This is a genomic window from Caballeronia zhejiangensis, from assembly GCF_000698575.1.
GTDB lineage: Bacteria > Pseudomonadota > Gammaproteobacteria > Burkholderiales > Burkholderiaceae > Caballeronia > Caballeronia zhejiangensis.
The window spans coordinates 1-22,427 of record NZ_JFHD01000030.1 but is presented as its reverse complement, the minus strand read 5'-3'; the positions used below and the strand labels follow the sequence as shown (position 1 = coordinate 22,427).

The 22,427-nt window shown below is 64.4% G+C and carries 21 protein-coding genes; 4 read left to right on the top strand and 17 right to left on the bottom strand.

Annotation, left to right across the window (positions count from 1 at the left end):
* Window positions 1–87 precede the first annotated feature (87 nt).
* From BG60_RS27360 to BG60_RS27320, 9 genes are all read right to left on the bottom strand, one after another.
* Window positions 88–2,025, bottom strand: a complete 1,938-nt coding sequence (locus tag BG60_RS27360; protein WP_034473419.1) for a hybrid sensor histidine kinase/response regulator — start codon at window positions 2,023–2,025, stop codon at window positions 88–90.
* A 74-nt stretch (window positions 2,026–2,099) separates the two neighbouring features.
* Window positions 2,100–2,564, bottom strand: a complete 465-nt coding sequence (locus BG60_RS27355; RefSeq protein ID WP_008349436.1) for a response regulator — start codon at window positions 2,562–2,564, stop codon at window positions 2,100–2,102.
* Complete coding sequence (locus tag BG60_RS27350; RefSeq protein ID WP_034473416.1) at window positions 2,557–4,929, bottom strand: ATP-binding protein; 2,373 nt, start codon at window positions 4,927–4,929, stop codon at window positions 2,557–2,559. Before BG60_RS27350 ends, BG60_RS27355 begins: the two co-directional genes overlap by 8 nt.
* Complete coding sequence (locus BG60_RS27345; RefSeq protein ID WP_008349429.1) at window positions 4,926–5,555, bottom strand: biliverdin-producing heme oxygenase; 630 nt, start codon at window positions 5,553–5,555, stop codon at window positions 4,926–4,928. The genes BG60_RS27350 and BG60_RS27345 overlap by 4 nt, the downstream gene beginning before the upstream one ends.
* 203 nt (window positions 5,556–5,758) lie before the next feature.
* Window positions 5,759–6,061: a hypothetical protein gene (locus BG60_RS27340; protein WP_034473466.1), complete on the bottom strand. Its 303-nt coding sequence runs from the start codon at window positions 6,059–6,061 to the stop codon at window positions 5,759–5,761.
* Between the two features lie 20 nt (window positions 6,062–6,081).
* Window positions 6,082–8,796 carry a DNA ligase D gene (ligD, locus tag BG60_RS27335; protein ID WP_034473413.1) on the bottom strand — a complete coding sequence of 905 codons (2,715 nt, stop codon included), beginning with the start codon at window positions 8,794–8,796 and terminating at the stop codon, window positions 6,082–6,084.
* Between the two features lie 18 nt (window positions 8,797–8,814).
* Window positions 8,815–9,723 (bottom strand): non-homologous end joining protein Ku, encoded by a 909-nt coding sequence (gene ku / locus BG60_RS27330; RefSeq protein WP_008349424.1) that lies wholly within the window; start codon window positions 9,721–9,723, stop codon window positions 8,815–8,817.
* Between the two features lie 296 nt (window positions 9,724–10,019).
* On the bottom strand, window positions 10,020–10,571 hold the full coding sequence (locus BG60_RS27325) for a DUF6013 family protein (protein ID WP_008349423.1): 552 nt from the start codon (window positions 10,569–10,571) through the stop codon (window positions 10,020–10,022).
* A gap of 157 nt (window positions 10,572–10,728) precedes the next feature.
* Window positions 10,729–11,745: a zinc-binding alcohol dehydrogenase family protein gene (locus BG60_RS27320; RefSeq protein ID WP_034473410.1), complete on the bottom strand. Its 1,017-nt coding sequence runs from the start codon at window positions 11,743–11,745 to the stop codon at window positions 10,729–10,731.
* A 100-nt stretch (window positions 11,746–11,845) separates the two neighbouring features.
* Between BG60_RS27320 and BG60_RS27315 the strand changes: the two genes are divergently transcribed.
* Both BG60_RS27315 and serB read left to right on the top strand, forming a co-directional pair.
* On the top strand, window positions 11,846–12,802 hold the full coding sequence (locus BG60_RS27315; protein ID WP_034473407.1) for a LysR family transcriptional regulator: 957 nt from the start codon (window positions 11,846–11,848) through the stop codon (window positions 12,800–12,802).
* Window positions 12,803–12,848: 46 nt separating this feature from the next.
* Window positions 12,849–13,688 (top strand): phosphoserine phosphatase SerB, encoded by an 840-nt coding sequence (serB, locus tag BG60_RS27310; protein ID WP_008349420.1) that lies wholly within the window; start codon window positions 12,849–12,851, stop codon window positions 13,686–13,688.
* Between the two features lie 38 nt (window positions 13,689–13,726).
* On the opposite strand, the gene BG60_RS27305 is transcribed toward serB, so the two are convergent.
* The 5 genes from BG60_RS27305 to rimO form a co-directional block, all read right to left on the bottom strand.
* Complete coding sequence (locus BG60_RS27305; RefSeq protein ID WP_034473405.1) at window positions 13,727–14,920, bottom strand: cystathionine beta-lyase; 1,194 nt, start codon at window positions 14,918–14,920, stop codon at window positions 13,727–13,729.
* Window positions 14,921–14,986: 66 nt separating this feature from the next.
* Complete coding sequence (locus BG60_RS27300; protein WP_372492607.1) at window positions 14,987–15,610, bottom strand: hypothetical protein; 624 nt, start codon at window positions 15,608–15,610, stop codon at window positions 14,987–14,989.
* 23 nt (window positions 15,611–15,633) lie between these two features.
* Window positions 15,634–16,818 (bottom strand): beta-ketothiolase BktB, encoded by a 1,185-nt coding sequence (bktB, locus tag BG60_RS27295; protein ID WP_034473401.1) that lies wholly within the window; start codon window positions 16,816–16,818, stop codon window positions 15,634–15,636.
* Window positions 16,819–16,846: 28 nt separating this feature from the next.
* A complete protein-coding gene (locus tag BG60_RS27290; protein ID WP_034473400.1) occupies window positions 16,847–17,770 on the bottom strand; it encodes a sugar kinase in 924 nt (307 codons plus the stop codon).
* 4 nt (window positions 17,771–17,774) lie between these two features.
* A complete protein-coding gene (gene rimO, locus BG60_RS27285) occupies window positions 17,775–19,112 on the bottom strand; it encodes a 30S ribosomal protein S12 methylthiotransferase RimO (protein WP_051996654.1) in 1,338 nt (445 codons plus the stop codon).
* 251 nt (window positions 19,113–19,363) lie between these two features.
* Here rimO and BG60_RS39680 point away from each other — a divergent pair, with 251 nt between their 5' ends.
* Together BG60_RS39680 and BG60_RS27280 are read left to right on the top strand one after the other, a co-directional pair.
* Window positions 19,364–19,546: a hypothetical protein gene (locus tag BG60_RS39680; RefSeq protein ID WP_241484897.1), complete on the top strand. Its 183-nt coding sequence runs from the start codon at window positions 19,364–19,366 to the stop codon at window positions 19,544–19,546.
* Window positions 19,547–19,565: 19 nt separating this feature from the next.
* Window positions 19,566–20,147, top strand: coding sequence for a hypothetical protein (locus tag BG60_RS27280; protein WP_241484896.1), 582 nt, complete (start codon window positions 19,566–19,568; stop codon window positions 20,145–20,147).
* 69 nt (window positions 20,148–20,216) lie between these two features.
* Here the strand turns inward: BG60_RS27280 and phaR are convergent, their stop codons facing one another.
* From phaR to BG60_RS27265, 3 genes are all read right to left on the bottom strand, one after another.
* Window positions 20,217–20,792 (bottom strand): polyhydroxyalkanoate synthesis repressor PhaR, encoded by a 576-nt coding sequence (phaR, locus tag BG60_RS27275; protein ID WP_033537161.1) that lies wholly within the window; start codon window positions 20,790–20,792, stop codon window positions 20,217–20,219.
* A 155-nt stretch (window positions 20,793–20,947) separates the two neighbouring features.
* The gene (locus BG60_RS27270; RefSeq protein WP_008349413.1) at window positions 20,948–21,688 is read right to left on the bottom strand and encodes a 3-ketoacyl-ACP reductase; all 741 of its coding nucleotides are present in this window, start codon (window positions 21,686–21,688) and stop codon (window positions 20,948–20,950) included.
* A gap of 87 nt (window positions 21,689–21,775) precedes the next feature.
* A partial coding sequence (locus BG60_RS27265) for an acetyl-CoA C-acyltransferase (RefSeq protein ID WP_034473397.1) occupies window positions 21,776–22,427 on the bottom strand: 652 nt, incomplete at its 5' end.

The following is a 22,427-nucleotide window of genomic DNA, read 5'->3' as shown; positions in this document are numbered from 1 at the left end:
CATAGCCTACGACGAACGGGCCGCGCGCGAATCGACACAAGCCCGCAGACGCCTGTCAAATTTCTTCGACCGGCGCGCGCCGATAGCTTATTTCGAATGCTGTTCCGCGAGCGATTGAATCAGCGCTTCGAGCCGCGAGAAATTGACCGGCTTGGTCAGATGATCGCGAAAACCGGCTTCGCGGCAACGGCGGATGTCCTCGTCCATGCCGTAGCCCGTGATCGCCACCGACGGCTTGTCGGGCTGCAGGTTCTGCCACGCGCGCGCGATATCGAGTCCGCTGCCGTCCGGCAGGCCGATATCGCTGACGAGCAGATCGAACGGCCCGCTCTTCGCGCGTTCGAGCGCCTGAGCGACCGTTACGGCAACCGACACTTCGTGGCCGAGCATTTCGAGCACTTCGGCCATCGCCGACGACGTCTGCTCGTTGTCCTCCACGAGCAGTACCTTGAGCGCGCGTCCCTGTTCCCGGCTCGCGGCTTCGATGAGCGGCTCGTCCTCGCGCGCGGGTTGCAGTTTCGCGAGCGGCAGCGTCAGCGTGAAGCGCGCGCCCGCGTCGCGGCCTTCGCTGTAGGCCGAAAGCGTGCCGCCGTGCTTCTGCGCGAGCGTGCTCGCGATCGCGAGACCGAGCCCGAGGCCGCCGAACGAGCGCGTGATGGAATCGTCGGCCTGTTCGAACGCCGAGAAAATGCGCGGCAACGCCTCCGCGCTGATGCCGATGCCGCTGTCCGTCAGGGAAACGGCGATCGTCGACGGATCCGGATTCCAGGTCCGCACGTCGATGCGCCCGCCCGCCGGCGTGAACTTCACCGCGTTCTTCATCAGATTCCAGATGATCTGCTGAAGGCGCGCCGCGTCGCCGAGCACGACGAACCGGCCCGCGTCGAAATGCGTTTCGAGCGTGAGGCTCTTCGCGCGCAGATCGGCTTCGGACATGTCGAGCGCGCTCGTCAGCAAGGTATCGAGCGCGACGCTCGCGAAATTCAGCGACAGCTTGCCGCGCGCGATGCTCGTGAGATCGAGCAGATCGTCGATGAGGCGCGCTTCCAGCTCGACATTGCGGCGGATGAGATCGAGCGTCGGATGCGCCTCGCGCGGCAGCGAGTGCTTCATTTCGAGCAGGCGCACGGCGGCGAGAATCGGCGTGAGCGGCGTGCGCAGTTCATGCGAGAGCACCGCCAGAAAATGGTCCTTCGCGCGATTCGCCGATTCCGCCTGATCCTTTGCGAGCCGCAGCGCGTCGGCGGCCATGTGGGCGTCGGTCGCGTCGCGCACGATCTTCGAAAAGCCGATCAGTTCGTCGTGCTCGCTGCGGATCGCCGTCGTCACGCCCGAGGCGAAAAACGAATGGCCATCCTTGCGCCAGAGCCAGCGGTCGTCGCTCGCGCTGCCTTCGCGCCGCGCGGTTTCCAGCTCGGCGTCGAACACGCCGCCCTCGCGATCTTCCTGCGCATAGAAGATGTTCGCGGACTGGCCGAGCACGTCCTGCGCGGGAAAGCCCAGAATGCGCTCCGACGCCGCGTTCCATGTGCGGATGCGGCCTTCGGGATCGAGCGTGATGACCGCGTAATCCTTCAGCGCATCGATGAGCAGGCGGAAATGCGTCTCCGTTTCGCGCAACGCCCGCTCGACGGCGATGCGTTGCGCGCGCTCGGCGCTCTCGCGCATCGCGCGGCGCACGACGGCGGGCAGCCGCTGCAGGCGCTGTTTCAGCACGTAATCGGTTGCGCCGCGCTTGAGCATATCGACGGCGTGCTCTTCGCCGAGCAAGCCCGACACGAAGATGAACGGCGTGTCCGGGGAACGCTCGCTCGCAATCGTGAGCGCCTCGATGCCCGAGAAGGTCGGCATCACGAAGTCGGCGAGGATCACGTCGAAGCGCTTTTTCTCCAGCTCGGCGATGAACGCCGCGGAGTCGTACACGATCGACGCCTCGACCGCATAGTCCGCGCGTTCGAGCTGGGCGATCGTCAGCTCCGCATCGAGTGCGTTGTCTTCGACGAGAAGCAGATGCAGAGGCTGCATGATCTAGGCGTCCTCTTGAAAGGACGCTTGCGGGCGCACCGGCCGGGACGGATTCGTGCTCATGGGCGCAGCGGTCATTGCGCGGGCGGCGGGCGGCGAAAGCGCGTCGAGCCCGGCGGCGGCTCGTTGAGCACGGCCCAGAACACGCCGAGATCGCTGATCGCCTCGACGAATTCGGCGAATTCCACCGGCTTCACCACATATGCGTTGACGCCGAGTTCATAGCTGCGGATGAGATCCTGCTCCTCGCGCGACGACGTGAGCATGACCACCGGCACGCTCTTCAGCGATGCGTTCGAGCGGATCATGTCGAGCACTTCGAGGCCGTCGATCTTCGGCAGCTTCAGGTCGAGCAGGATCACCGCCGGATTGCCGGGCGCGCGTTCCTTCCACTCGCCTTCGGAGGTGAGATAGTCGATGGCTTCCTGACCGTCGCGCGCCACGATCACCTCGTTGGCGAGCTGACTCTTGTCGAGCGCGACGAGCGTGAGCTCGAGATCGTTCGGATTGTCTTCGACGAGCAATATCGGTTTAAGCATGGTTTTTTCTTGACTTTGTATTTGGCGCGCCTTGCGTCCCGTTCGCGTTGCGGAATGTCACGGGCAGCGAGAAATAGAATACCGCGCCCTCTCCCAGCCGCCCTTCGGCCCACGTGCGCCCGTCATGACGCTCGATGATGCGCCGCACGTTGGCGAGCCCGATGCCCGTGCCCTCGAACTCTTCCGCGCGATGCAGGCGCTGGAACACCCCGAACAGCTTCGCGCCGTACTTCATGTCGAAGCCGACGCCGTTGTCGCGCACGCCGATCACGTATTCGTCGCCGCTTCGGGTCGCGAATATCTCGATTTTCGCCGATTCCCGCGTCCGCGTATATTTCACCGCGTTCGATATCAGGTTGCGCACCGCAAGCTGAAGGAAAGCGGCGTCGCCGGTCACGCGCGGCAGATCGCCGATCACCCATTCGATGCTTCTTCCCGAGCCTTCCACCTCGACTTCCTGCACGACCGACTTCACGAGCAGGCCGAGATCGACCGGCGCGGGCCGGAGCGCGGCGCGGCCCATCTGCGAGAACGTCAGCAGGTCGTCGACGAGCGTGCCCGCGAAACGCGCAGATTCCAGCATGTTGTTGAGAAACCGCCGGCTCTTGTCCGACATGCGCTCGCCTTCCTGCTCGCGCAGAAGATCGCCGTATCCGGCGATATGGCGCAGCGGCGCGCGCAGATCATGCGATACCGAATACGAGAACGCCTCCAGCTCCTTGTTCGCGCGCGTGAGTTCGGTCGCGAGTTCCGCGCGCTCTTCCGCGCGGCGCAGCACGATGTTCAGCAGCGCGCCGCGCAGTTCGGCGGCGATTTCGAGCTCGCTCTGACGCCACAGCGCCGAATGGCCGCGCACCGTTTCGAGCCACGGCGAAAAGCTCGTGCGCGGCGCGCTCGAGCCATCCGCGCTTTCGATCTTGACCGGCTCGCCCGCCCATTCGATCGTCTGCATCAGTTCGGGACGGAACCAAAGCAAATAGTTGCGGAAGATCTGCGAGACCGGCACCGCGAGCACGCCGCACGCCTTGTCTGCGTGCGCCTTGGCGGGCGGCCATTCGCGCGCGAGCGAATCCGTCGCCCACACGCCGGACGTGTTTTCCGCGAGCCAGTGCGTGAGCGCGCGCACGGTGTCCTCGTCGGGCGTCGCGCCGAGCAGCGTGACCTGATCGTCGAAGACGATCGCCGCGCCCGCGGAACGCGCGAAACTCAGTACGTCGCCCGGCACGGCGCGCAAGCCGGCGACGAAGTTCTCGTGCTCGCCCATCGCCGAAATCAGGCGGCTCATCGTGCGGCGCAGCGCGCTCAGATATTCGCCCTCGGCGCGCTCTTCCTTCGCTTCGATCTGCAAGGACAGCATGTGCCCGAGATGCTCGACCGCGACGCGCGTATTGAACGGCACGATGCGCGCGCTGTGATCGTGACACGAGATGAGTCCCCACAACTGTCCCCGCACGACGATCGACACGGACATCGACGCATGCGTGCCCATGTTGCGCATGTACTCCAGATGCACGGGCGAGAAGCTGCGCAGCGTCGCAAACGTGAGATCGGTGGGGCGGCCGGTGACGGGATTCACGCTCGGCACGAGGCGCGCCGGCGTGTAGTCGACATCGGCGACGAGGCGGATACGGTTCTTCAGATACAGCGCGCGCGCCTGACGCGGAATGTCCGACGCCGGGAAGAACTGATGCAGGAACGACGGATAACTCGCGTCGCGGTCCTCCGCGAGCACGTGGCTGCGGCCTTCCTCGTCGAAGCTATAGAGCATCACGCGGCCGAAGCCCGTGATCGCCCGCACTTCGCGCACGGCGAGCTCCGCGAGCGCCTGCACGCTGCCGCCCTCCTGCAGCCCGCGCGCGAACGTGCGGACGAGCGGATACATCGACGCGAACGCATCGCCCGTCGCGGCGGCGGTCTCCATCTCGACGATGAGCGTGCCGTCATGACGATGTATCGTCACATCGAGGCGCAACGCCTTATCGGACGACGACGGCGCGAGATCGATCGGGCCGATGTAAAGCGGCGCGTCGTCGAGCGCGGACGTGGCGGCCGCCTGCCCGATGCGCTGCGCGCCCGCCGCGCCGAGCACGACATCGAGCGGAGTGCCGAGCAGTTCGTCGACACCCGCGTTCGTCAGCGAGACGAGGTTCTCGCTGACCTGCAGGATGTGCAGATCGTCGGACAGCACGAGCAGAAATCCATGCGGCTGGATGCCGCCGGGAATGTGGATCGGCTCGGCATCGCAGTCCTGGCTGGCGACGCCCGAGCTGAGCGTGCGCCGGCGCGCTTCGGCATCGGGCGGTCCTTGCGATGCTTCGCGCACGGCCCTCGCCCCGATGGGCGGCTCGCTCGCGGACTCGCTCATGAACCCGCTCCCGGCGCGGGCTGCGAATACTCGATGCCGATTGCTTCAGGACACAGCCACGCTTGCAGACTTTCGAACGTCGCGATGGCGGCTTTCACCGCATCGTCGTGAAGGCGTTCGGGCACGCTTGCCGCCGCGGTCTCGCGAAACGCGTTCCACATGCTGCCCGTGCGCGGGCCGTAGCCGTCGAAATACGCGTTGCCGATGCCCGGCGCGAGATCGAGACGCGCGGCCACATGCGGCGCGATGAAGCGGCCGCCGAGCGTGCTGCCTTCCATCACGTACATCGAGCCGATGGCATCGCCGATGTTGTCCATACGCGGCAGGTCATCGCGCGCGCCGGCTTGCGGCAGCGATCCGGCGGACGGCGTTTCACCCGTCAGCGCGGCGAGATCGGCGGCGAGGAGCGACGCCTTGCGGCGCGCATCGAAAAAGTCCGCGAGCGACGACGGCAGGCACGCGGCCGCCGCGTCTTCCCACGGCGCGACGTAACCATAGAATCGTTCGAGCAGCGCGATGTATTCGTCGCGCTGAAGGTCGTCCCGCATCAGGTCGAGCGCATTCTCCAGCCGCGCGTGGCACGCAGCGGTTTCGTTCTTCAGACGGGACAGAAGGTCGAGTGGCATGTTCCGTTGTGTTGGCTTCAGTCCGCAAAGCGGTCATGGGATGCAAGCATCGGAAGGGCTTACCGGTTTGCGCGCTTGTTGAAATACGCGCATCGGTAGAAAAAACGCGGCGAACGTTGCGTTCAAGCCCGCTCCCGATCAACGAATCATTCTACGCAAGCGGCCCGCGCGCTGCCATCCGCGAAGGCTTTTCACCGTTCGGTTCAGCGCTCCTTCGACTGCCCTTCGCCGCTGTTCGCATTCGCATGTTCGTCGCGCTGCGTGTCGCGCTGATAGTCGCCGCCGCCGCGCCGGTCCGTGTCGACGAGACCGTGTTCGAGGTCCTCGTGCGCCTGCTTGCCAACATCGCGCGCGCCATGTTCGCGTTGCGATTCGACGTTCTGATCCGCCTCGTGAGGCAGCGGCGCGTTCGACGCATCGTCGCGCGCCTGCTTCTCGCGATCCTTGCTCGCCATTTCGCGTCCGCGTTCGGGCACGCTCTCCGGGCCCGCGTTCGCCTGCTTCATGTTCGTCTCCTTGTGAACGCTCACTTGCGCGATGCGTTCATGCCAAGCCGCTTCTTCATCTCCGCCGTGAGCCGCTGACGCGCCTTGTCATAGCCCGCCCACGGATCGCTCTTCAGCGCATCGAGCCGCTCGCGCACGTTGCCGATATGCCATTGATCGCCGCTCGTGACGGAATCGAGTTCGTCCCAGGCAAGCGGCATGGATGCGCCGAGCCCCGGCCGCGCGCGCAGCGAGAATGCGGCGACCGTGCTGGAGCCGCGGTTGTTGCGCAGATAGTCGATGAAGATCTTGCCCTTGCGATTCTGCATGCCCATTTTCGCGGAGAAGAGCTTGGGCAGCGTGCTCGCCATATGCTGCGCGACGGCCTGCGAGAAATCCTTCATGTCGTCCCAGCTCGCCTGCTTCGCAAGCGGCACGACCACATGAAAGCCCTTGCCGCCGCTCGTCTTGCAGAACGACGTGAGACCGAGCTCGACGAGCAGATCCTTCGTGAGCTTCGCAGCCTCGATCATGCGTTCCCAGCCGACGCCTTCGCCCGGATCGAGATCGAAGATCATGCGATCCGGCTTCTCGATGTTCGACGCCACCGCGTTCCACGTATGCAGCTCGATCGTGCCCATCTGCGCGGTGCCGACGAGCGCCTGCGACGATTCGATCGTGAGCAGCGGCGGATGTCCCGGATCGATATCGGGATGCTGCGTGATATGCGGAATCGCGAGCTTCGCGCTGTGCTTCTGAAAGAAGAGCTCGCCGCCGATGTCTTCCGGCGCGCGCACGAGCGACACCGGCCGATCCTTCAGATGCGGCAGCATCCAGTCGGCGACCGACGCGTAATACTCGACGACGTCGAGCTTGGTCAGCCCCGTCGATTTGTCGATCACGCGATCCGGATGGCTGATCTTCACGCCTTCGATTTCAGCCGGACTCGCCTTGGCCTTTTTCGCGGCCGTCGTCTTCTTCGCCGCGATTTTCTTTGCCGCGACTTTCTTCGCGGCCACGGGCTCTTCCTTCACGATCTGACGCGCGGGTTTATCGTCCCGCAAACTGACGAACGATGCTTGTCGCACGATGCGCTCCTTGGTCCATTCCGCGAAATTGCATTCGGCCACGAGCTCGGGCTTCACCCAATGCACGGGCGTGCGGCTGCGTTCCTGCGGCTCGCTTGCAAAGGGCATGCGTTGAGTCTCGCGCTTGTCGAGTTCCTTCTTCACCGCGACGAGCGTCGCGTGATCGAAGCCGCTGCCGACGCGCCCTGCGTACTGCAACTTGCCGTCCGTATCGTAGACGCCGAGCAGCAGCGCGCCGAACTGCCCGCGGCTGCCAGAGGGCTCCGAATAGCCGCCGATCACGAATTCCTGGCGGCGTCTGCACTTGAGCTTGATCCACGACGCACTGCGCCCCGAGACATAGGTGCTGTCGATCCGCTTGCCGATGATGCCTTCCAGCGCCATGTCGCAAGCGCTCTTGAGCAGGTCGTCGGCGTGAAAGGCGAAGTCTTGCGAGAAGCGCAGCACCGGATCGTCGAGCGGCTCGATGACCGCCTTCAGGATCGCGCGGCGTTGCACGAGCGGCACGTTGCGCAAGTCGTAGCCGTTCAGATACGGCACGTCGAAGAAATAGACGACGATGTCTTGCGGGCGCCCCACGTCGAATGCGTTCTGCAGCGCCTGGAAGTCGGGCAAGCCGCGCTCGTCGAGCACCACGGCTTCGCCGTCCAGCCAGCCGCTTTCGATATCGAGCTTGTCGAGCGCCTTCACCTGCTTCGAGAACTTCGCGGTCCAGTCGTTGCCGTTGCGCGTATAGATGCGAACTTCGCGCTTGCCCTTCACCGTTTCGATGCGCGCGAGCACGCGATAGCCATCGAACTTTATTTCGTAGCCCCAATCATCTCCGGGCGGCGCGGCATCGACGAGCGTGGCGAGTTGCGGCTTGAGCGTCGCGGGCAGCTTCGCCTTTTGCGCGCCTTCGATCGCCGGTTCGTGCGACAACGTGCGCAACGACTCGGCGTTGCGATTTGCGACGATATCCGGATGCGCGTGACCATTCCCCGCCTTCGCTGCTTTCGCCGAGGTCTTGCGCGCCGGCGCTTTCTTCGCGCCCGCCTTGCGTTCGTTGCGCTCGCGCAGCGCACCGGTTTCGTCGCGTGCGCCGAGCGAATCGGACAGCACGCTGCCGGGTTTCTTCAGCAAGATGTCGTACTCGGCTTCGGGGCGCGCTTCGTCGTCACGCTCCTTGATGAGCAGCCATTGCTCCTTGTCGCCGCTGCCGCGCATGTGGCTTTTCACGAGCGTCCAGCCGCCGTGCAGCTTTTCGCCGTCCAGCGTGAACTTGAGCTTGCCCTTTGCATACTCGCGCGCCGCGTCCTCGACGCTGCCCGATTGCGGCGCCCAGGTCCCGCGATCCCACACGATGACGCTGCCCGCGCCGTAGTTGCCCTCGGGAATCTCGCCTTCGAACGAGCCGTAATCGAGCGGATGATCTTCGACGTGCACCGCCAGCCGCTTCACCGACGGATCGAGACTCGGCCCTTTCGGCACCGCCCATGATTTGAGCGTGCCATCGAGTTCGAGACGGAAGTCGTAATGCAAGCGGCGTGCGTCGTGTTCCTGAATCACGAAGGACAGCGCGCTTTGCGTGGCCTTTTTCGCGCGCGCGCTGCGCTTCGTGGCGCCGGACGGCTCCGGCGTCTTGTCGAAACGCCGCATCCGTTGATAGGTTTCGAGTTTCTCAGCCATCGTCGTTGGGTCGTGCGCTTATGCGCGTTTGCGGCGCGTCGTCTTGCGTGCCGGACGCGCGGTTTCCTCGCCGCTTTCGTCGCCCGAATCGTCATCGGATTGCGCGGCCTTGCCGCCGCGTTTCGCCGCGCCGCCTTTCTTCAGGCTGCGCTTGAGCAGTTCGGACAAGTCGAGGATGTCGGCGGATGCCTTTTCCTCGCCACCTTCGTCGATCTTCATCACCTCGGCAACCTTGCCTTCCTTCACCTTCCTGTCGACGAGCGCCATGATGTCGTCCTTGAAGGTGTCGTGATACTTCGTCGGGTCCCAGGTGTCGCTCATGTCGTCGATGAGACGCTTGGCCATTTCGAGTTCCTTCGGCGTGACGCCGGCCTTTTTCGTGTCTTCGTCCGGGAACTTGAACTGGCTGAAGTCGCGCACTTCGTCGCCCCAGCGCAGTGTGTTGAGCGCGAGCGCGGGGCCGACCGGAATCAGCGCCGCCAGATGTTGCTTGTTGTGCAGCACGACGCTCGCGATGCCGACCTTGCCCGTATCCTTCAGCGCATCGCGAAGCAGCGCGTAGACCTTTTCGCCTTTGCGATCGGGCGCGAGGTAGTACGGCGTATCGAGCGAGAGGAACGAGATCTCGGGCGCATCGACGAAGGCGAGAATATCGACCGTCTGCGTCGATTCGGGATTGGCCGCGCGGATTTCGGCGTCGGTCATCACGACGTACTTGCCCTTCTCATATTCGAAGCCGCGCACGATGTTGTCGCGCGTGACTTCCTTGCCCGTGTTCTTGTTGATCTGCTTGTAGCCGATCGGGTCCATCGAGCGCTTGTCGAGCAGGTTGAAGCCGACCTTCTCCGACTGCGTCGCCGGATAGAGTTGCACGGGCACGTGGACCAGCCCGAAGCTGATCGCGCCTTTCCAGATCATGTGCGGCATTGCGACACCTTCGCTGTCGGATCGAATCGATGGATACGCTCGGGAACATGCGCCCAAGCGTTTCTGCGCGCCGTTTTCAGCGCGGCATCGACAAGATTCGCACAAAGCGTGCCAAGCGGCGCGGGCGTGCGGACGCACGGCGCGCCGGGTCGCCCGCGCTTGCGTGCGGCCGTTCATCTGTAAGCTTTACTGAGGATGAGTTTGCGCGACAAGTTTGCGCGGTTCGGAAAACGAGACAGTTAGTTGCGTATGCGGCATCGAAAAAACGCGCCGGGAAGGCTGGCGCGTCCATCGAGTTACTTGCGGCTCGCGGTGACGGTCAACTGCGTGCCGTCATCGAGCGTGACGGTTTTCTTGGAGCCGGTAGAGGTCGGCATCGAGAAGCGCACGATCTGGCTGAAGCGATTATCGACGGGACATTGCAGGCTCTTGCCGCCCACGGTCACCTTGCTCGTGCCCTTCGGCGCGTATGCGCGAAAGCTGATCTGCACGTTCGCCGCGCCGTTGTCCGCGACGACCGGCGCGAAGCGGATCTGCACTTGCCGCACCGCTTGCCCGTCGGCGCTTTTGGGAACCGACGCCGCCTGCGGGCACCCGTCCGGTACGGCCTGCGCGCCGCTCGGCGCGGTGCCCTGCCAGGTGAAGTCGTCGGTCTGGCCCGAGCGGATGGTGCGCGTTTCCTGCTCGTTGCCGAAATTCTTCGACGCCATCTTCACCGTGTACTTGATGGGGCCGTCATTGGGCGCTTCGGAGAGAACCTTGATGCCTGGCGTCGCGTGGGCGGTCGCTGCGAACAGCGCGAGCGCGGCGACGGAAACGATGCGACGAACGATCAAACGACGATTCATGCCGCCACCTCCGTATCGAGCGCTTGGAAGGAAAGACCGGCGCCGCGAAGCGCCGGCAAGCTGTAGGGCCGATCCAGTCTAGCGCCCCGCCCGCTGGCTCATCCTAGTGGAAAACCCGCGTGAGCAGCAACGTCGATGATGTTCGTCAACACATTCGTCAGAAGCCGGTCAGCACGAGCTTGCCGACCGTGCGCCCTTCTTCCAGAAGGCGATGCGCCTCGCGCAGATTCGCCGCGTTGATCGCGCCGAGATTCTTCCCGAGCGTCGTGCGGATGGTGCCTGCGTCGATCAGCCGCGCCACTTCGGACAGCAGCTTGTGCTGCTCGATCATGTCGGGCGTCTTGAACATCGCGCGCGTGAACATGAACTCCCAGTGAAACGCCGCGCTCTTCGCTTTCAGCAATTCGACGGGAACGGGCTGCGCGTTCTCGACGATCGACGCGATGCCCCCTTGCGGCTTGATGACGTCGGCGGCCGCGGGAAAATGCTTGTCGGTGTCGTTGAAGATCAGCACGTAATCGACTTCGGGAAAGCCGATTGCCTTCATCTGCTTCGGAATGTCGTCGAAGTGATTGACGATGTGATCCGCGCCGAGGTCTTCGGCCCATTTCGCCGATTCGGGCCGCGAGGCAGTGGCGATCACCTGCAATTTCGCGACGCGCTTCGCCAGCTGAATGCCGATCGAGCCGACGCCGCCCGCGCCGCCGATAATCAGCACCGACTTGCCCGCGTCTTTGCCTTCCGCCGACACGCCGAGCCGCTCGAAGAGCGCTTCCCACGCGGTGATCGTCGTGAGCGGCAGCGCGGCGGCGTGGGTGAAATCGAGCGATTTCGGCTTCGCGCCGACAATGCGCTCGTCGATCAGATGAAACTCGCTGTTCACGCCTTGACGCGTAATGTCGCCCGCGTAGTAGACCGGATCGCCGGCCTTGAAGAGCGTCACGTCCGGGCCGACCGCTTCCACGACGCCCGCCGCGTCCCAGCCGAGCACGCGCGGCGTCTCCTCGATCTTGTCTTTCGGCGCGCGCACTTTCGTGTCGACGGGATTGACGGCGATCGCTTCGATTTTCACGAGCAGATCGCGGCCGGTCGGCGTGGGCTTGTCGAGTTCGATATCGACGAGCGATCCGGGATTGGAAATCGGGAGATAGCGGGTCAAACCGATGGCTTTCATTTTTTGCTCCGTCGTGAGTGGACTGGATTCGATCTTAAAGTGCGATCGGTCTTTCGAAAACCGTCATAATCGCTGAAACATTTTTCGGGAAATCCATCGAATGGCGAGCGATCCTGTAACGGAAGACACGACGCGCGAGCGGCTCGATCTGCTCGACGTCGGCCTTTTTGTGCGCGCGGCGGCGCTGGCGAATCTGTCGGCGGCGGCGCGGGAATTCGGCTTGTCGCCGGCGGTGGCGAGCGCGCGCATCGCCGGGCTGGAGCGCATGCTCGGCACCCGGCTTCTGCATCGCACGACGCGGCGGGTCTCCGTCACGCAGGAAGGCGAGATTTTCGCGGCGCGCGCGCGCGAACTGCTCGACGCCGCCGAAGCCGCGCGCGCATCGGTCGGGCGCGCGCGGGCGCATCCGCATGGCCGGCTGCGCGTGACGATGCCGTCTTCGCTCGGCCGCCAGCACATCTCGCCGCTGATTCCGGCGTTTCTGCGCCAGTTTCCCGGCGTGACCGTCGATTTGCGCATGACCGATCAGATCGTCGATCTCGTCGATGAAGGCATCGACCTCGCGATCCGCATCGGCGCGCTGAAGGATTCGACGCTCGTCGCGAAAAAGCTCGCGAGCAACCGGCGCGTGCTGTGCGCATCGCCCGCGTATCTCGCCGAACACGGCACGCCGCGCCATCCCGCCGATCTCGTCGATCACGAATGCGTGATCCTCGCCGATCAGCGCGACTGGAGCTTCGTCACGCCGACGGGCGTCATCGACGTGCGCGTGTCCGGGCGCATCGTGACGGACAACGGCGAAGTGATCCGGGATGCGCTCGCGGCGGGCATCGGCATCGGCCTCAAATCGACGTGGAGCGTCGCGCCCTTGCTCGCGAGCGGCGAACTCGTCACCGTGCTCGACGATTACCCGCTCGCGCAGACCGTCGCGATCTGGGCGGTGTATCCGAGCCGCGCGTTCGTGCCGCCGAAGACGCTCGCGTTCATCGACTTCCTCGCAGTACAGTTCGGCGAGCCGCCTTACTGGGATGTCGATCCGGCGCGCGTGCAGCGCTGAAGGTTCTTTACAATGGCGGTTTCGCCGCCCTTTCCTGCTCTTTTTGATGAACCTCGTCATTCAAAGTCCCAGCGCCATTTCCGATTCGCATCTGCGGCCGCTCGCGGCGCTCGCACGCGCCAAAGAGACGCAGCGCGTCGACGACACCCTTCTGCGTCTCATCGACGCCGATCCGCTGCAGCGCCCCGACATCGACGCTTATTGCGGCACCCATGCGCTCGATTACGCCTTTATCGAAGCGAACGCGAAGCTCGCCGATTTCGGCCTCGTCGCGATGGACATGGATTCGACGCTCATCACGATCGAGTGCATCGACGAAATCGCGGATTTTTGCGGGCTGAAAGCCGAAGTCGCGGCAATCACCGAAGCGTCGATGCGCGGCGAGATCAAGGACTTCAACGAGAGCCTCACGCGCCGCGTCGCGCTCCTCAAAGGTCTCGATGCAAGCGCGTTGGAACGCGTCTACGAAGAGCGCCTGCAACTGTCGCCGGGCGCGGAACGCATGCTCGAAGGCGCGCGCGCGGCGGGCCTGAAAACGCTGCTCGTGTCGGGCGGCTTCACGTTCTTCACCGAGCGTCTGAAGGCGCGGCTCGGCCTCGATTACACGCGCGCGAATACGCTCGAAATCGTCGATGGGAAGCTGACCGGCAAGGTCGTCGGCGAGATCGTGAACGCGGATGTGAAGGCGCGCACGCTCATCGAAACGTGCGCGCAGATCGGCATCGATCCGAAACGCGCGATCGCAATGGGCGACGGCTCGAACGACCTGAAGATGATGGCGGAAGCCGGATTATCGGTCGCGTTCCGCGCGAAGCCGGTCGTGCGGCAATCGGCGAGTCTCGCGTTCAACTTCGTCGGACTCGACGGCTTGTTGCGGCTCTTCTGATCGATGTGAAAACGGCGCCTTCGGGGCGCCGTTTTCATTCAGGCGAACGCCTTGGCGAGCGCGGCTTCGAGATCCGCGCGCAAATCCGCTTCCGCTTCGAGACCGACGTAGAAACGCACCAGCACGCCTCCGTGCGGCCATTGCGACGCGGTGCGCATCGAGCGGATGTTGTACGGCATCGCGAGGCTGTGCGCGCCGCCCCAGCTCCAGCCGATCGAGAACAGTTCGAGCGCTTCGACGAACGCATCGACTTGCGCGCTCGTGTAGCGGCCATCGAAGACGATCGAAAACAGCCCGCCCGCACCGCCCTTGAAGTCGCGCGCAAAGAACGCGTGGCCGGGACAATCCTCCAGCGCCGGATGCAGCACCGCCTTCACTTCGGGCCGCGTCTTGAGCCACTGGGCGAGCGCGTACGCGGTGCGGTCGTGCGCTTCGTAGCGCACTTTCATCGACGGCAGGCTGCGCAGCACGAGCGACGCATCGTCCGCCGACACGCCGATGCCCATACGCATCCGCGCGCGTTTGAGCTTCTTGTGCAGTTCCTCATCGCGCGTGATGGTCGCGCCCATCAGGATGTCGCTGCCGCCCGACTGATATTTCGTCAACGCCTGCACGGAAATGTCGACGCCATGCTCGAACGGCTTGAACGCGAGGCCCGCGGAAAACGTGTTGTCGATCGCCGTGACGATGCCCTTCGCGCGCGCGACGGCGACGATCGCCGGCACGTCCTGCACTTCCATCGTCACCGAGCCGGGCGCTTCGAGCCAGATCAGCTTCGTGTTCGGACGGATCGAATCGGCGATGCCCGCGCCGGTCATCGGATCGTAATAGGTCACTTGCAGCCCGAAATCGGCGGCGAGCCAGTCGGCGTGATCGCGATTCGGACCGTAGGCGTTGTCGGGCACGAGAACGTGATCGCCCGCTTTCACGAGACCGAAGTAGATGTTGGAGATCGCGGCGAGCCCCGACGGCTGCAGCAGCGCGAATTCGCCGCCCTCGATCGCGGCGAGACGCTGCGCGAGCGCGATGGTCGTCGGCGTGCCGTGCAGGCCGTAGCGCCACTTCGAATCGTCGCTCCAGACGAGCGAGCGCATCGAGGCGAGATCGGGAAACACGACCGTCGATGCGCGCGCGACCGGCACCGAGAACGACTCGAAGCCGGGCGTGATGCGGTCTTCAGGCTGAACGATGCGGGTTTGCAGATCGCGGTCCTTGCTGCTGGAATCAGTCATGGCTTTGCAATACGGAATGAAAAGAGACCGCCGCCGGAACGCCCGGCGGGGTGAAGACAGAGCGAATCATTCGCCGATGATGACGTTGCTCGTGCCGCCCACGGCATTCTTGGGCGGCGCGGGCGGCGCAGGTTCCAGCGACGGCGCGGGCGGCGCCTTCGCGGTGCCCGTCGCGGGCAAGGTCTTGCCGGCCGCGGCGGGCCGCAGATCGAACGGCTGCGGGTTCGAATCGTCCGGGTTCATGCGCTCGCCGGACACGCTGCCGTCCGCCGCGAACTTGCCGACCCAGTTGCCCGTGATGTGCGTGCCGTCGTTCGATTCCTCGATTTCGAGCGTGTCGCCGTCGCGGTCGCCCGCGACGAGAATCACGTTCGGGCTGCCGGCGAACCGGTACTCGCCGTGCACGCCGGAGGGCTCGTCGGTTTTCGCGCCGAGTTTCATCTCGATCTGCTTGTCGCCGAGCGTGCCGACGTAGCGAGGAAACTTCGCGTACTCCGGATTCGGCGTGAGCGGCTTCAGCGGCGGCAGGGCAAGTTCCTTGATCGCGGCTTGCGCGCCGTGCGCGTCGGCACCCGCTGGCTCGCGTGCGTTCTGTGCCTGCACGCCGGTCTGGCCCGCCGGCATCGGCGAATTGCACGCGGCAAGCGCGGCGAAGATCGTCAAGGCCGCGACCGTCCGCGGCCCTTTCATGCTTGGCATCATCCGTGAGTCCTTCAAATGCGCTCGAAGATCGCCGCGATGCCCTGGCCGCCGCCGATGCACATCGTCACGAGCGCGTAACGCCCGCCGATGCGCTGCAGTTCGTACAACGCCTTCACGGTGATGAGCGCGCCGGTCGCGCCGATCGGATGCCCGAGCGAAATGCCCGAGCCGTTCGGATTGACCTTCGCGGGATCGAGCTTCAGTTCCTGCGATACGGCGCACGCCTGCGCGGCGAACGCCTCGTTTGCTTCGATGACGTCGAGATCGTCGACGGAGAGGCCCGCGCGCTCCAGCACCTTCTGCGTCGCGGGAACCGGGCCGATGCCCATGATCTTCGGATCGACGCCCGCGTGCGCGTACGCGACGAGCCGCGCGAGCGGTTTCGCGCCGCGCTTTTCCGCAACCGAGCGCTCCATCAGCACGACGGCCGCGGCCGCATCGTTGATGCCCGACGCGTTGCCCGCCGTCACCGTGCCGTTTTCCTTCGCAAAAACCGGCTTGAGCTTCGCGAAGTCTTCGGCGGTGGCGTTCAGGCGAACGTGCTCGTCGCGGTCGAACACGGTGTCGCCTTTCTTCGAAGCGAGCGTGATCGGCAGAATCTGATCCTTGAAATAGCCGGCTTCGATCGCTTTCGCCGCGCGCCGGTGCGATTCGAGCGCGAGCGCGTCCTGCATCTCGCGCGTGATGCCGAACTTCGCCGCGACGTTCTCGGCCGTCACGCCCATGTGGATCTTGTCGAACGGGTCGTTCAGCGCGCCGACCATCATGTCGACGATGCGCGTGTCGCCCATGCGCTGGCCGAAGCGCGCGGCGGGCATGATGTACGCCGCGCGGCTCATGCTTTCCGCGCCGCCGCCGATGGCGACATCGGCATCGCCGAGCAGAATGGACTGCGACGCCGACACGATCGCCTGCAAGCCCGAGCCGCACAAACGGTTCACCGTGAGCGCGGGCGCGTGCTGCGTGACGCCGCCGTCGAGCGCCGCGACGCGCGCGAGATACATGTCGCGCGGCTCCGTATGCACGACGTTGCCGAACACGACGTGACCGACTTCATCGCCCGCGACGTTCGCGCGGGACAGCGCTTCGCGCACGACGCGTGCACCGAGATCGGTCGGGCTGAAGTCCTTCAGCGAACCGCCGAAATCGCCGATCGCCGTGCGCACGCCGCTTACCACCACCACTTCACGTTGCATGTTGTCGTCTCCTTCGTTTGAGGTTCGGCTATTCTGCCAGCGCGCGCTCGACCTCGTCCTTTCGCGGGATTGGCGCCACTGCGCCAAAACCTTGCGTCGACAAAGCCGCGGCGACGTTCGCGTAGCGCGCCGCGGCGAAAGGATCGTCGCCTGCAACGATGCGCGCGATGAACGCGCCGCCGAAGCAGTCGCCCGCCCCCGTCGCATCGACCGCCTGCACGACGCGGCCCGGCACCACGCGCCGCTCGTCCGGCGTCGCGATATACGCGCCTTCCTTGCCGAGCTTCAGCGCGACGACCTTCGGACCGAGTTTCAGCAGCGCATCGACGATCGCGTCTTTGTCTTCGTGGCCGGTGAGCAGCGTGACGTCGTCCCAGCTCGGCAGGCAGATGTCGGTTGCGCGGATCGCTTCGAGCATGACCGCGCGGGCGCGCGCGAGCGGCCACAGCTTCAGCCGCAGGTTCGTGTCGAAGCTGACCTTGACGCCGTGCGTGCGCGCATGGTCGATCGCGGCGAGCGCGGCATCGCAGGCGGCCACGCCGATCGCGAGACTGATGCCCGACAGATGCACGACCTTCGCGGCGGCGATCGCATCGAGCGGCAAGTGCGACGGCGCGTAGCGGCTCGCCGCCGAACCCGCGCGCAGATAGTCGAAGCGATGCCCGCTCTCGCCGTGCGACACGAAATAGACGCCCGTGGGCGCATCGTGATCGACGCGCACCGTCGACGTATCGACGTTTTCCGCGCGCCACAGATCGAGCAGCAATTGCCCGAAGTGATCGTTGCCGACCGCGGACACGAAGCCCGTCGCCGCGCCCTGGCGCGATGCCGCGATCAGGAAGTTGGAGACGTCGCCGCCGAAGCCTTGCAGATAGTTCGGCTGATCGCGCGTCGACTGATTGAACTCGATCATGGCCTCGCCGAGCGCGAGGACGTGCGGCATCCCTGGCATGGCTTTAGACCTCGCCCCAGAGATCGTGGCCATCGGCGCCGGTGATCTTCACCGACACGAAGTCGCCGGCCTTGTAGCGCTTCGATGCCTTCGTCGTCGGCGCGATGTACACGACGCCGTCGATTTCCGGCGCGTCCGCCGCCGTGCGGCCGATGCCGCCTTCCGCGCCCACTTCATCGACGAGCACTTTGAGCGTCTTGCCGACCTTCTTCTTCATGCGCTTCGCGGACAGTTCTTCCGCGAGTTCCATGAAGCGCGCGCGGCGATCCTCGCGCACTTCGTCGGGCAACGCGCCGTCGAGTTCGTTCGCCGTTGCGCCTTCGACCGGCGAATACGCGAAGCAGCCGACGCGATCCAGATCCGCTTCCTTCAGGAAATCCAGCAGCGTCTGAAACTGCTCTTCCGTCTCGCCCGGAAAGCCCGCGATGAACGTGCTGCGAATCGTCAGATCGGGACAGATTTCGCGCCATGTCTTCACGCGCTCGAGCACCTTTTCCGCGTTCGCCGGGCGCTTCATGCGCTTCAGCACTTCGGGATGCGCGTGCTGGAACGGCACGTCGAGATACGGCAGAACGTGGCCGCGCAGCGGGCCTTCGGCCATCATCGGGATGACTTCGTCGACGCTCGGATACGGATACACGTAATGCAGGCGCACCCACGCGCCGTACTGCGCGGCGAGTTCGCCGAGTGCGCCGACGAGCTCGGTCATGCGCGTCTTGAGCGGCTTGCCATTCCAGAAACCCGTGCGGTATTTCACGTCGACGCCGTACGCGCTCGTGTCCTGCGAAATCACGAGCAGTTCCTTCACGCCGGACTTGAACAGATTTTCGGCTTCCAGCATGACTTCGGCGACGGGGCGCGAGACGAGATCGCCGCGCATCGACGGGATGATGCAGAACGTGCAGCGATGGTTGCAGCCTTCCGAAATCTTCAGGTAAGCGTAGTGGCGCGGCGTCAGCTTGATGCCGGCGGGCGGCACGAGATCGGTGAACGGATCGTGCGGTTTCGGCAGATGCGTATGCACCGCGTTCATGACTTCGTTGGTCGCGTGCGGACCGGTGACGGCCAGCACTTTCGGATGCACTTCCTCGATGAGGCCCGAACCGCTCGCGCTCTTTTTCGCGCCGAGACAGCCGGTCACGATGACCTTGCCGTTCTCGTTCAACGCCTCGCCGATGGCGTCGAGGCTTTCCTGCACGGCTTCGTCGATGAAGCCGCAGGTGTTGACGACGACGAGGTCCGCGCCGTCATAGGTGCCGGAGATTTCGTAACCTTCGGCGCGCAACTGCGTCATGATCTGCTCGGAATCGACGAGCGCTTTCGGGCAGCCGAGCGACACCATGCCGATTTTCGGCGCGGGCTTCGTCCTGGCAAGTGAATCGATTGAATCGATTGAATCTAAAGAATTTTTCACGGGGAAGAGTGTCTTGTGGGAGCGCAAGAGGCCAATCCACTATTTTACATCGGCGAGCCGCGGACACGGCTCGGCCCCCTTTTCCTTTGTCTCATTCCGATTGAAGCTGGCGCGCAGCAAACTCGAGCGAATCCGCGGCTTCCCGCGTCTCTCATTGCTTCGAATCACACATCGGTTTCATGCTCGACTACTCAGCGCTGCGCCATTTCAATCCGCTCTTCGTCACGCCCTGCTACTCGGGCCAAGTGACGTCCGGCTACGCCACCAGCATGCTCGCGCTCACCAACGAGCTCTGGCGCCTCGGCGTGCGAGGCTCGATGCGCATCTGCGCCGGCGAAAGTCTCGTCACGCGCGCGCAATGAAGCCGTCGCGCATTCTCTGATGCATACGGAGCACACGCATCTCTTCTGGATCGATGCCGATATCGGCTTCACGCCGGAGCAGGCGCTGCGTCTGCTGCTCGCGGGTCGCGATGTCGTCGCCGGCGTGTATCCGCTCGAGCGCATCGACTGGACGGGCGAGATTCCCGCCGGGCTCACGCAAGCGCAGTTTCTCGAACGGGCGTTGCGCTATCCGGTGAATTTGCATGACGGCGCGCGCCTCGAAGTGGACGACGACGGCTTCATGAAAGTGGACGAGGCGCCGACGGGCTTCATGTGCATACGCCGCGCGGTGCTCGAAACGATGATCGCGCGCATGCCCGAGTTGCGCTACGTGCCCGACGCGCCGCCGGATTCGCCGTTGCACGGCTACTGCCATCGCTTCTTCGACGTGATGGTCGAGCCGGAAACCGGGCGCTATCTTTCCGAGGACTACGCGTTTTGCCGCCGCTGGCGGGATTCTGGCGGAAAGGTGTACGTGGATGCACGCTCGACACTGGAGCACCACGGCGCCTATACGTATCGCGGCGATTTCGGCGCGGCGCTGGCGTACGATTCGACGAAAGCCGTGGGCGGGCAATGAACGGACGGCGCGCGAGCGCTCACGCCGAGGCGCGCAAGCCTCGACGCCCGCACGCGCCCTCGAACCGGACTACTTCTTTTCCGTCGACGAAGGCGTGGGCGTCGGGAACGGAAACGTGTTGAACATCGACTTCGCCTGCGACTGCATCTGCTCCTGCATCTGCACGAACATGTTTTTCGACTGCTCGATGTAGCTCGTCATCATGCCCTGCATCATCGGCGCCTGCATGTTCATGAACTGCGACCAGACTTCGGGGTTGAGCGCGTTGCCGTCGTAGATGCCCTTGCTCTGCTCGGTCAGCTTCTGCTGGATGTCGATGAACGCCTGGATGTTCTTCTCCAGATACGTGCCCATCATGCCCTGCATCGCGTGGCCGTAGAAACGGATGATCTGCGAGAGCATCACCGACGAGAACATCGGCAGGCCGCCGCTCTCTTCTTCCAGAATGATCTGCAGAAGGATGCTGCGCGTGAGGTCGTCGTTGGACTTCGCGTCGAGCACCTTGAAATCTTCCTGATCGAGCACGAGCTGTTTCACATCCGACAACGTGATGTAGGTGCTCGTTTCCGTGTCGTACAGCCGACGGTTTGGATACTTTTTGATGAGTCGTTCGGCGGGTTTCTTTGTAGTAGTAGTGGTGGTCATTTAACGCCTTTAAACGCAAAACTTTACTGCGATGGCAGCAAGCAGGTCTTGCGTTGTCGCAAAAAAGCGCTGCTGCATGTTCGCCGCATCGTTGATAAATCCGGCGAGTGGTGACTTCCCGCGCGCGTTTCGGCGTTGCGGGAAGCCGCCGCCCGTCAGCCCATATGCAAGCCGCCGTTCAGCGAGAAGTCCGCGCCGGTCGCGAAGCCCGATTCTTCGGACGCGAGCCACGCGCAGATCGAGCCGATTTCGTCCGGGGTGCCGAGACGGCGCACCGGAATGGTCGCGACGATCTTCTCCAGCACTTCCGGACGGATCGCCTTCACCATGTCCGTGCCGATATAGCCCGGCGACACCGTGTTGACCGTCACGCCCTTGGTGGCCACTTCCTGCGCGAGCGCCATCGTGAAGCCGTGAATGCCGGCCTTGGCGGTCGAGTAGTTCGTCTGGCCGAACTGGCCTTTCTGCCCGTTCACCGAAGAAATGTTGATGATCCGGCCCCAGCCGCGCTCGACCATGCCGTCGATGACCTGCTTCGTCACGTTGAAGAGGCTCGTCAGGTTCGTGTCGATGACGGCGGTCCAGTCTTCGTGCGTCATCTTGCGGAACACGACGTCGCGCGTGATGCCCGCGTTATTCACGAGGACATCGATCTCGCCGACTTCGGCCTTGACCTTGTCGAACGCGTTCTTGGTCGATTCCCAGTCGCCGACGTTGCCTTCCGAGGCGATGAATTCGAAGCCGAGCGCCTTCTGGTCTTCCAGCCATTTCACCCGGCGCGGCGAATTCGGACCGCAGCCCACGACGACCGTAAAGCCATCTTTAAGCAGGCGCTGGCTGATGCTGGTGCCGATGCCGCCCATCCCGCCGGTTACATACGCTATACGCTTCGCCATTCCTCACTCCATTTTCGTTATGCGGACGGCGATCTCCTTGCCGCCCGCTGGCCCTTCCCAATCCCGCCAGTGACTATCTGTGACTTGTTACGGACGTTCCACCGCCAGCGCGACACCCATGCCGCCGCCGATGCACAGCGACGCCAGACCCTTCTTCGCATCGCGCTTCTGCATTTCGTGCAGCAGCGTGACGAGAATCCGGCAGCCCGACGCGCCGATCGGATGACCGATCGCGATCGCCCCGCCGTTCACGTTGATCTTCGACTGATCCCAGCCCATCTGCTTGTGCACCGCCAGCGCTTGCGCCGCGAACGCCTCGTTGATTTCCATCAGATCGAGATCGTTCACGCTCCAGCCCGCACGCTCCAGACAGCGCTTCGACGCCGGCACCGGGCCCATGCCCATGATCTTCGGATCGACGCCCGCGTTCGCGTACGCCTTGATGCGCGCGAGCGGCGTCAAGCCGAGCGCTTCGGCCTTTTTCGCCGACATCACGACGACCGCCGCCGCGCCGTCGTTGATGCCCGATGCGTTTGCAGCGGTGACGGTGCCTTCCTTCGAGAACGCCGGCTTCAGGCCCGCGAGCGCTTCGGGCGTCACGCCGTGACGCACGAATTCGTCGGTGTTGAATTGCAGCGGCTCGCCTTTACGTTGCGGAATCGCGACCGGCACGATTTCGTCGTTGAAGCGGCCCGCTTTCTGCGCGGCTTCCGCCTTGTTCTGCGACAGCGCCGCGAAT

What these genes read in the sequence shown, in the direction of transcription:
- BG60_RS27315 (WP_034473407.1), top strand. Translation starts at nt 11,846, where the DNA reads ATGGCGAGCGATCCTGTAACGGAAGACACGACGCGCGAGCGGCTCGAT.
- BG60_RS39680 (WP_241484897.1), top strand. Translation starts at nt 19,364, where the DNA reads ATGCTCGACTACTCAGCGCTGCGCCATTTCAATCCGCTCTTCGTCACG.
- BG60_RS27340 (WP_034473466.1), bottom strand. Translation starts at nt 6,061, where the DNA reads ATGAAGCAGGCGAACGCGGGCCCGGAGAGCGTGCCCGAACGCGGACGC.
- ku (WP_008349424.1), bottom strand. Translation starts at nt 9,723, where the DNA reads ATGCCGCACATGATCTGGAAAGGCGCGATCAGCTTCGGGCTGGTCCAC.
- BG60_RS27305 (WP_034473405.1), bottom strand. Translation starts at nt 14,920, where the DNA reads ATGACTGATTCCAGCAGCAAGGACCGCGATCTGCAAACCCGCATCGTT.
- BG60_RS27320 (WP_034473410.1), bottom strand. Translation starts at nt 11,745, where the DNA reads ATGAAAGCCATCGGTTTGACCCGCTATCTCCCGATTTCCAATCCCGGA.
- BG60_RS27290 (WP_034473400.1), bottom strand. Translation starts at nt 17,770, where the DNA reads ATGCCAGGGATGCCGCACGTCCTCGCGCTCGGCGAGGCCATGATCGAG.
- BG60_RS27345 (WP_008349429.1), bottom strand. Translation starts at nt 5,555, where the DNA reads ATGCCACTCGACCTTCTGTCCCGTCTGAAGAACGAAACCGCTGCGTGC.
- serB (WP_008349420.1), top strand. Translation starts at nt 12,849, where the DNA reads ATGAACCTCGTCATTCAAAGTCCCAGCGCCATTTCCGATTCGCATCTG.
- rimO (WP_051996654.1), bottom strand. Translation starts at nt 19,112, where the DNA reads ATGGTGTCGCTCGGCTGCCCGAAAGCGCTCGTCGATTCCGAGCAGATC.
- phaR (WP_033537161.1), bottom strand. Translation starts at nt 20,792, where the DNA reads ATGACCACCACTACTACTACAAAGAAACCCGCCGAACGACTCATCAAA.
- BG60_RS27300 (WP_372492607.1), bottom strand. Translation starts at nt 15,610, where the DNA reads ATGAAAGGGCCGCGGACGGTCGCGGCCTTGACGATCTTCGCCGCGCTT.
- bktB (WP_034473401.1), bottom strand. Translation starts at nt 16,818, where the DNA reads ATGCAACGTGAAGTGGTGGTGGTAAGCGGCGTGCGCACGGCGATCGGC.
- ligD (WP_034473413.1), bottom strand. Translation starts at nt 8,796, where the DNA reads ATGGCTGAGAAACTCGAAACCTATCAACGGATGCGGCGTTTCGACAAG.
- BG60_RS27325 (WP_008349423.1), bottom strand. Translation starts at nt 10,571, where the DNA reads ATGAATCGTCGTTTGATCGTTCGTCGCATCGTTTCCGTCGCCGCGCTC.
- BG60_RS27355 (WP_008349436.1), bottom strand. Translation starts at nt 2,564, where the DNA reads ATGCTTAAACCGATATTGCTCGTCGAAGACAATCCGAACGATCTCGAG.
- BG60_RS27350 (WP_034473416.1), bottom strand. Translation starts at nt 4,929, where the DNA reads ATGAGCGAGTCCGCGAGCGAGCCGCCCATCGGGGCGAGGGCCGTGCGC.
- BG60_RS27360 (WP_034473419.1), bottom strand. Translation starts at nt 2,025, where the DNA reads ATGCAGCCTCTGCATCTGCTTCTCGTCGAAGACAACGCACTCGATGCG.
- BG60_RS27270 (WP_008349413.1), bottom strand. Translation starts at nt 21,688, where the DNA reads ATGGCGAAGCGTATAGCGTATGTAACCGGCGGGATGGGCGGCATCGGC.
- BG60_RS27280 (WP_241484896.1), top strand. Translation starts at nt 19,566, where the DNA reads ATGCATACGGAGCACACGCATCTCTTCTGGATCGATGCCGATATCGGC.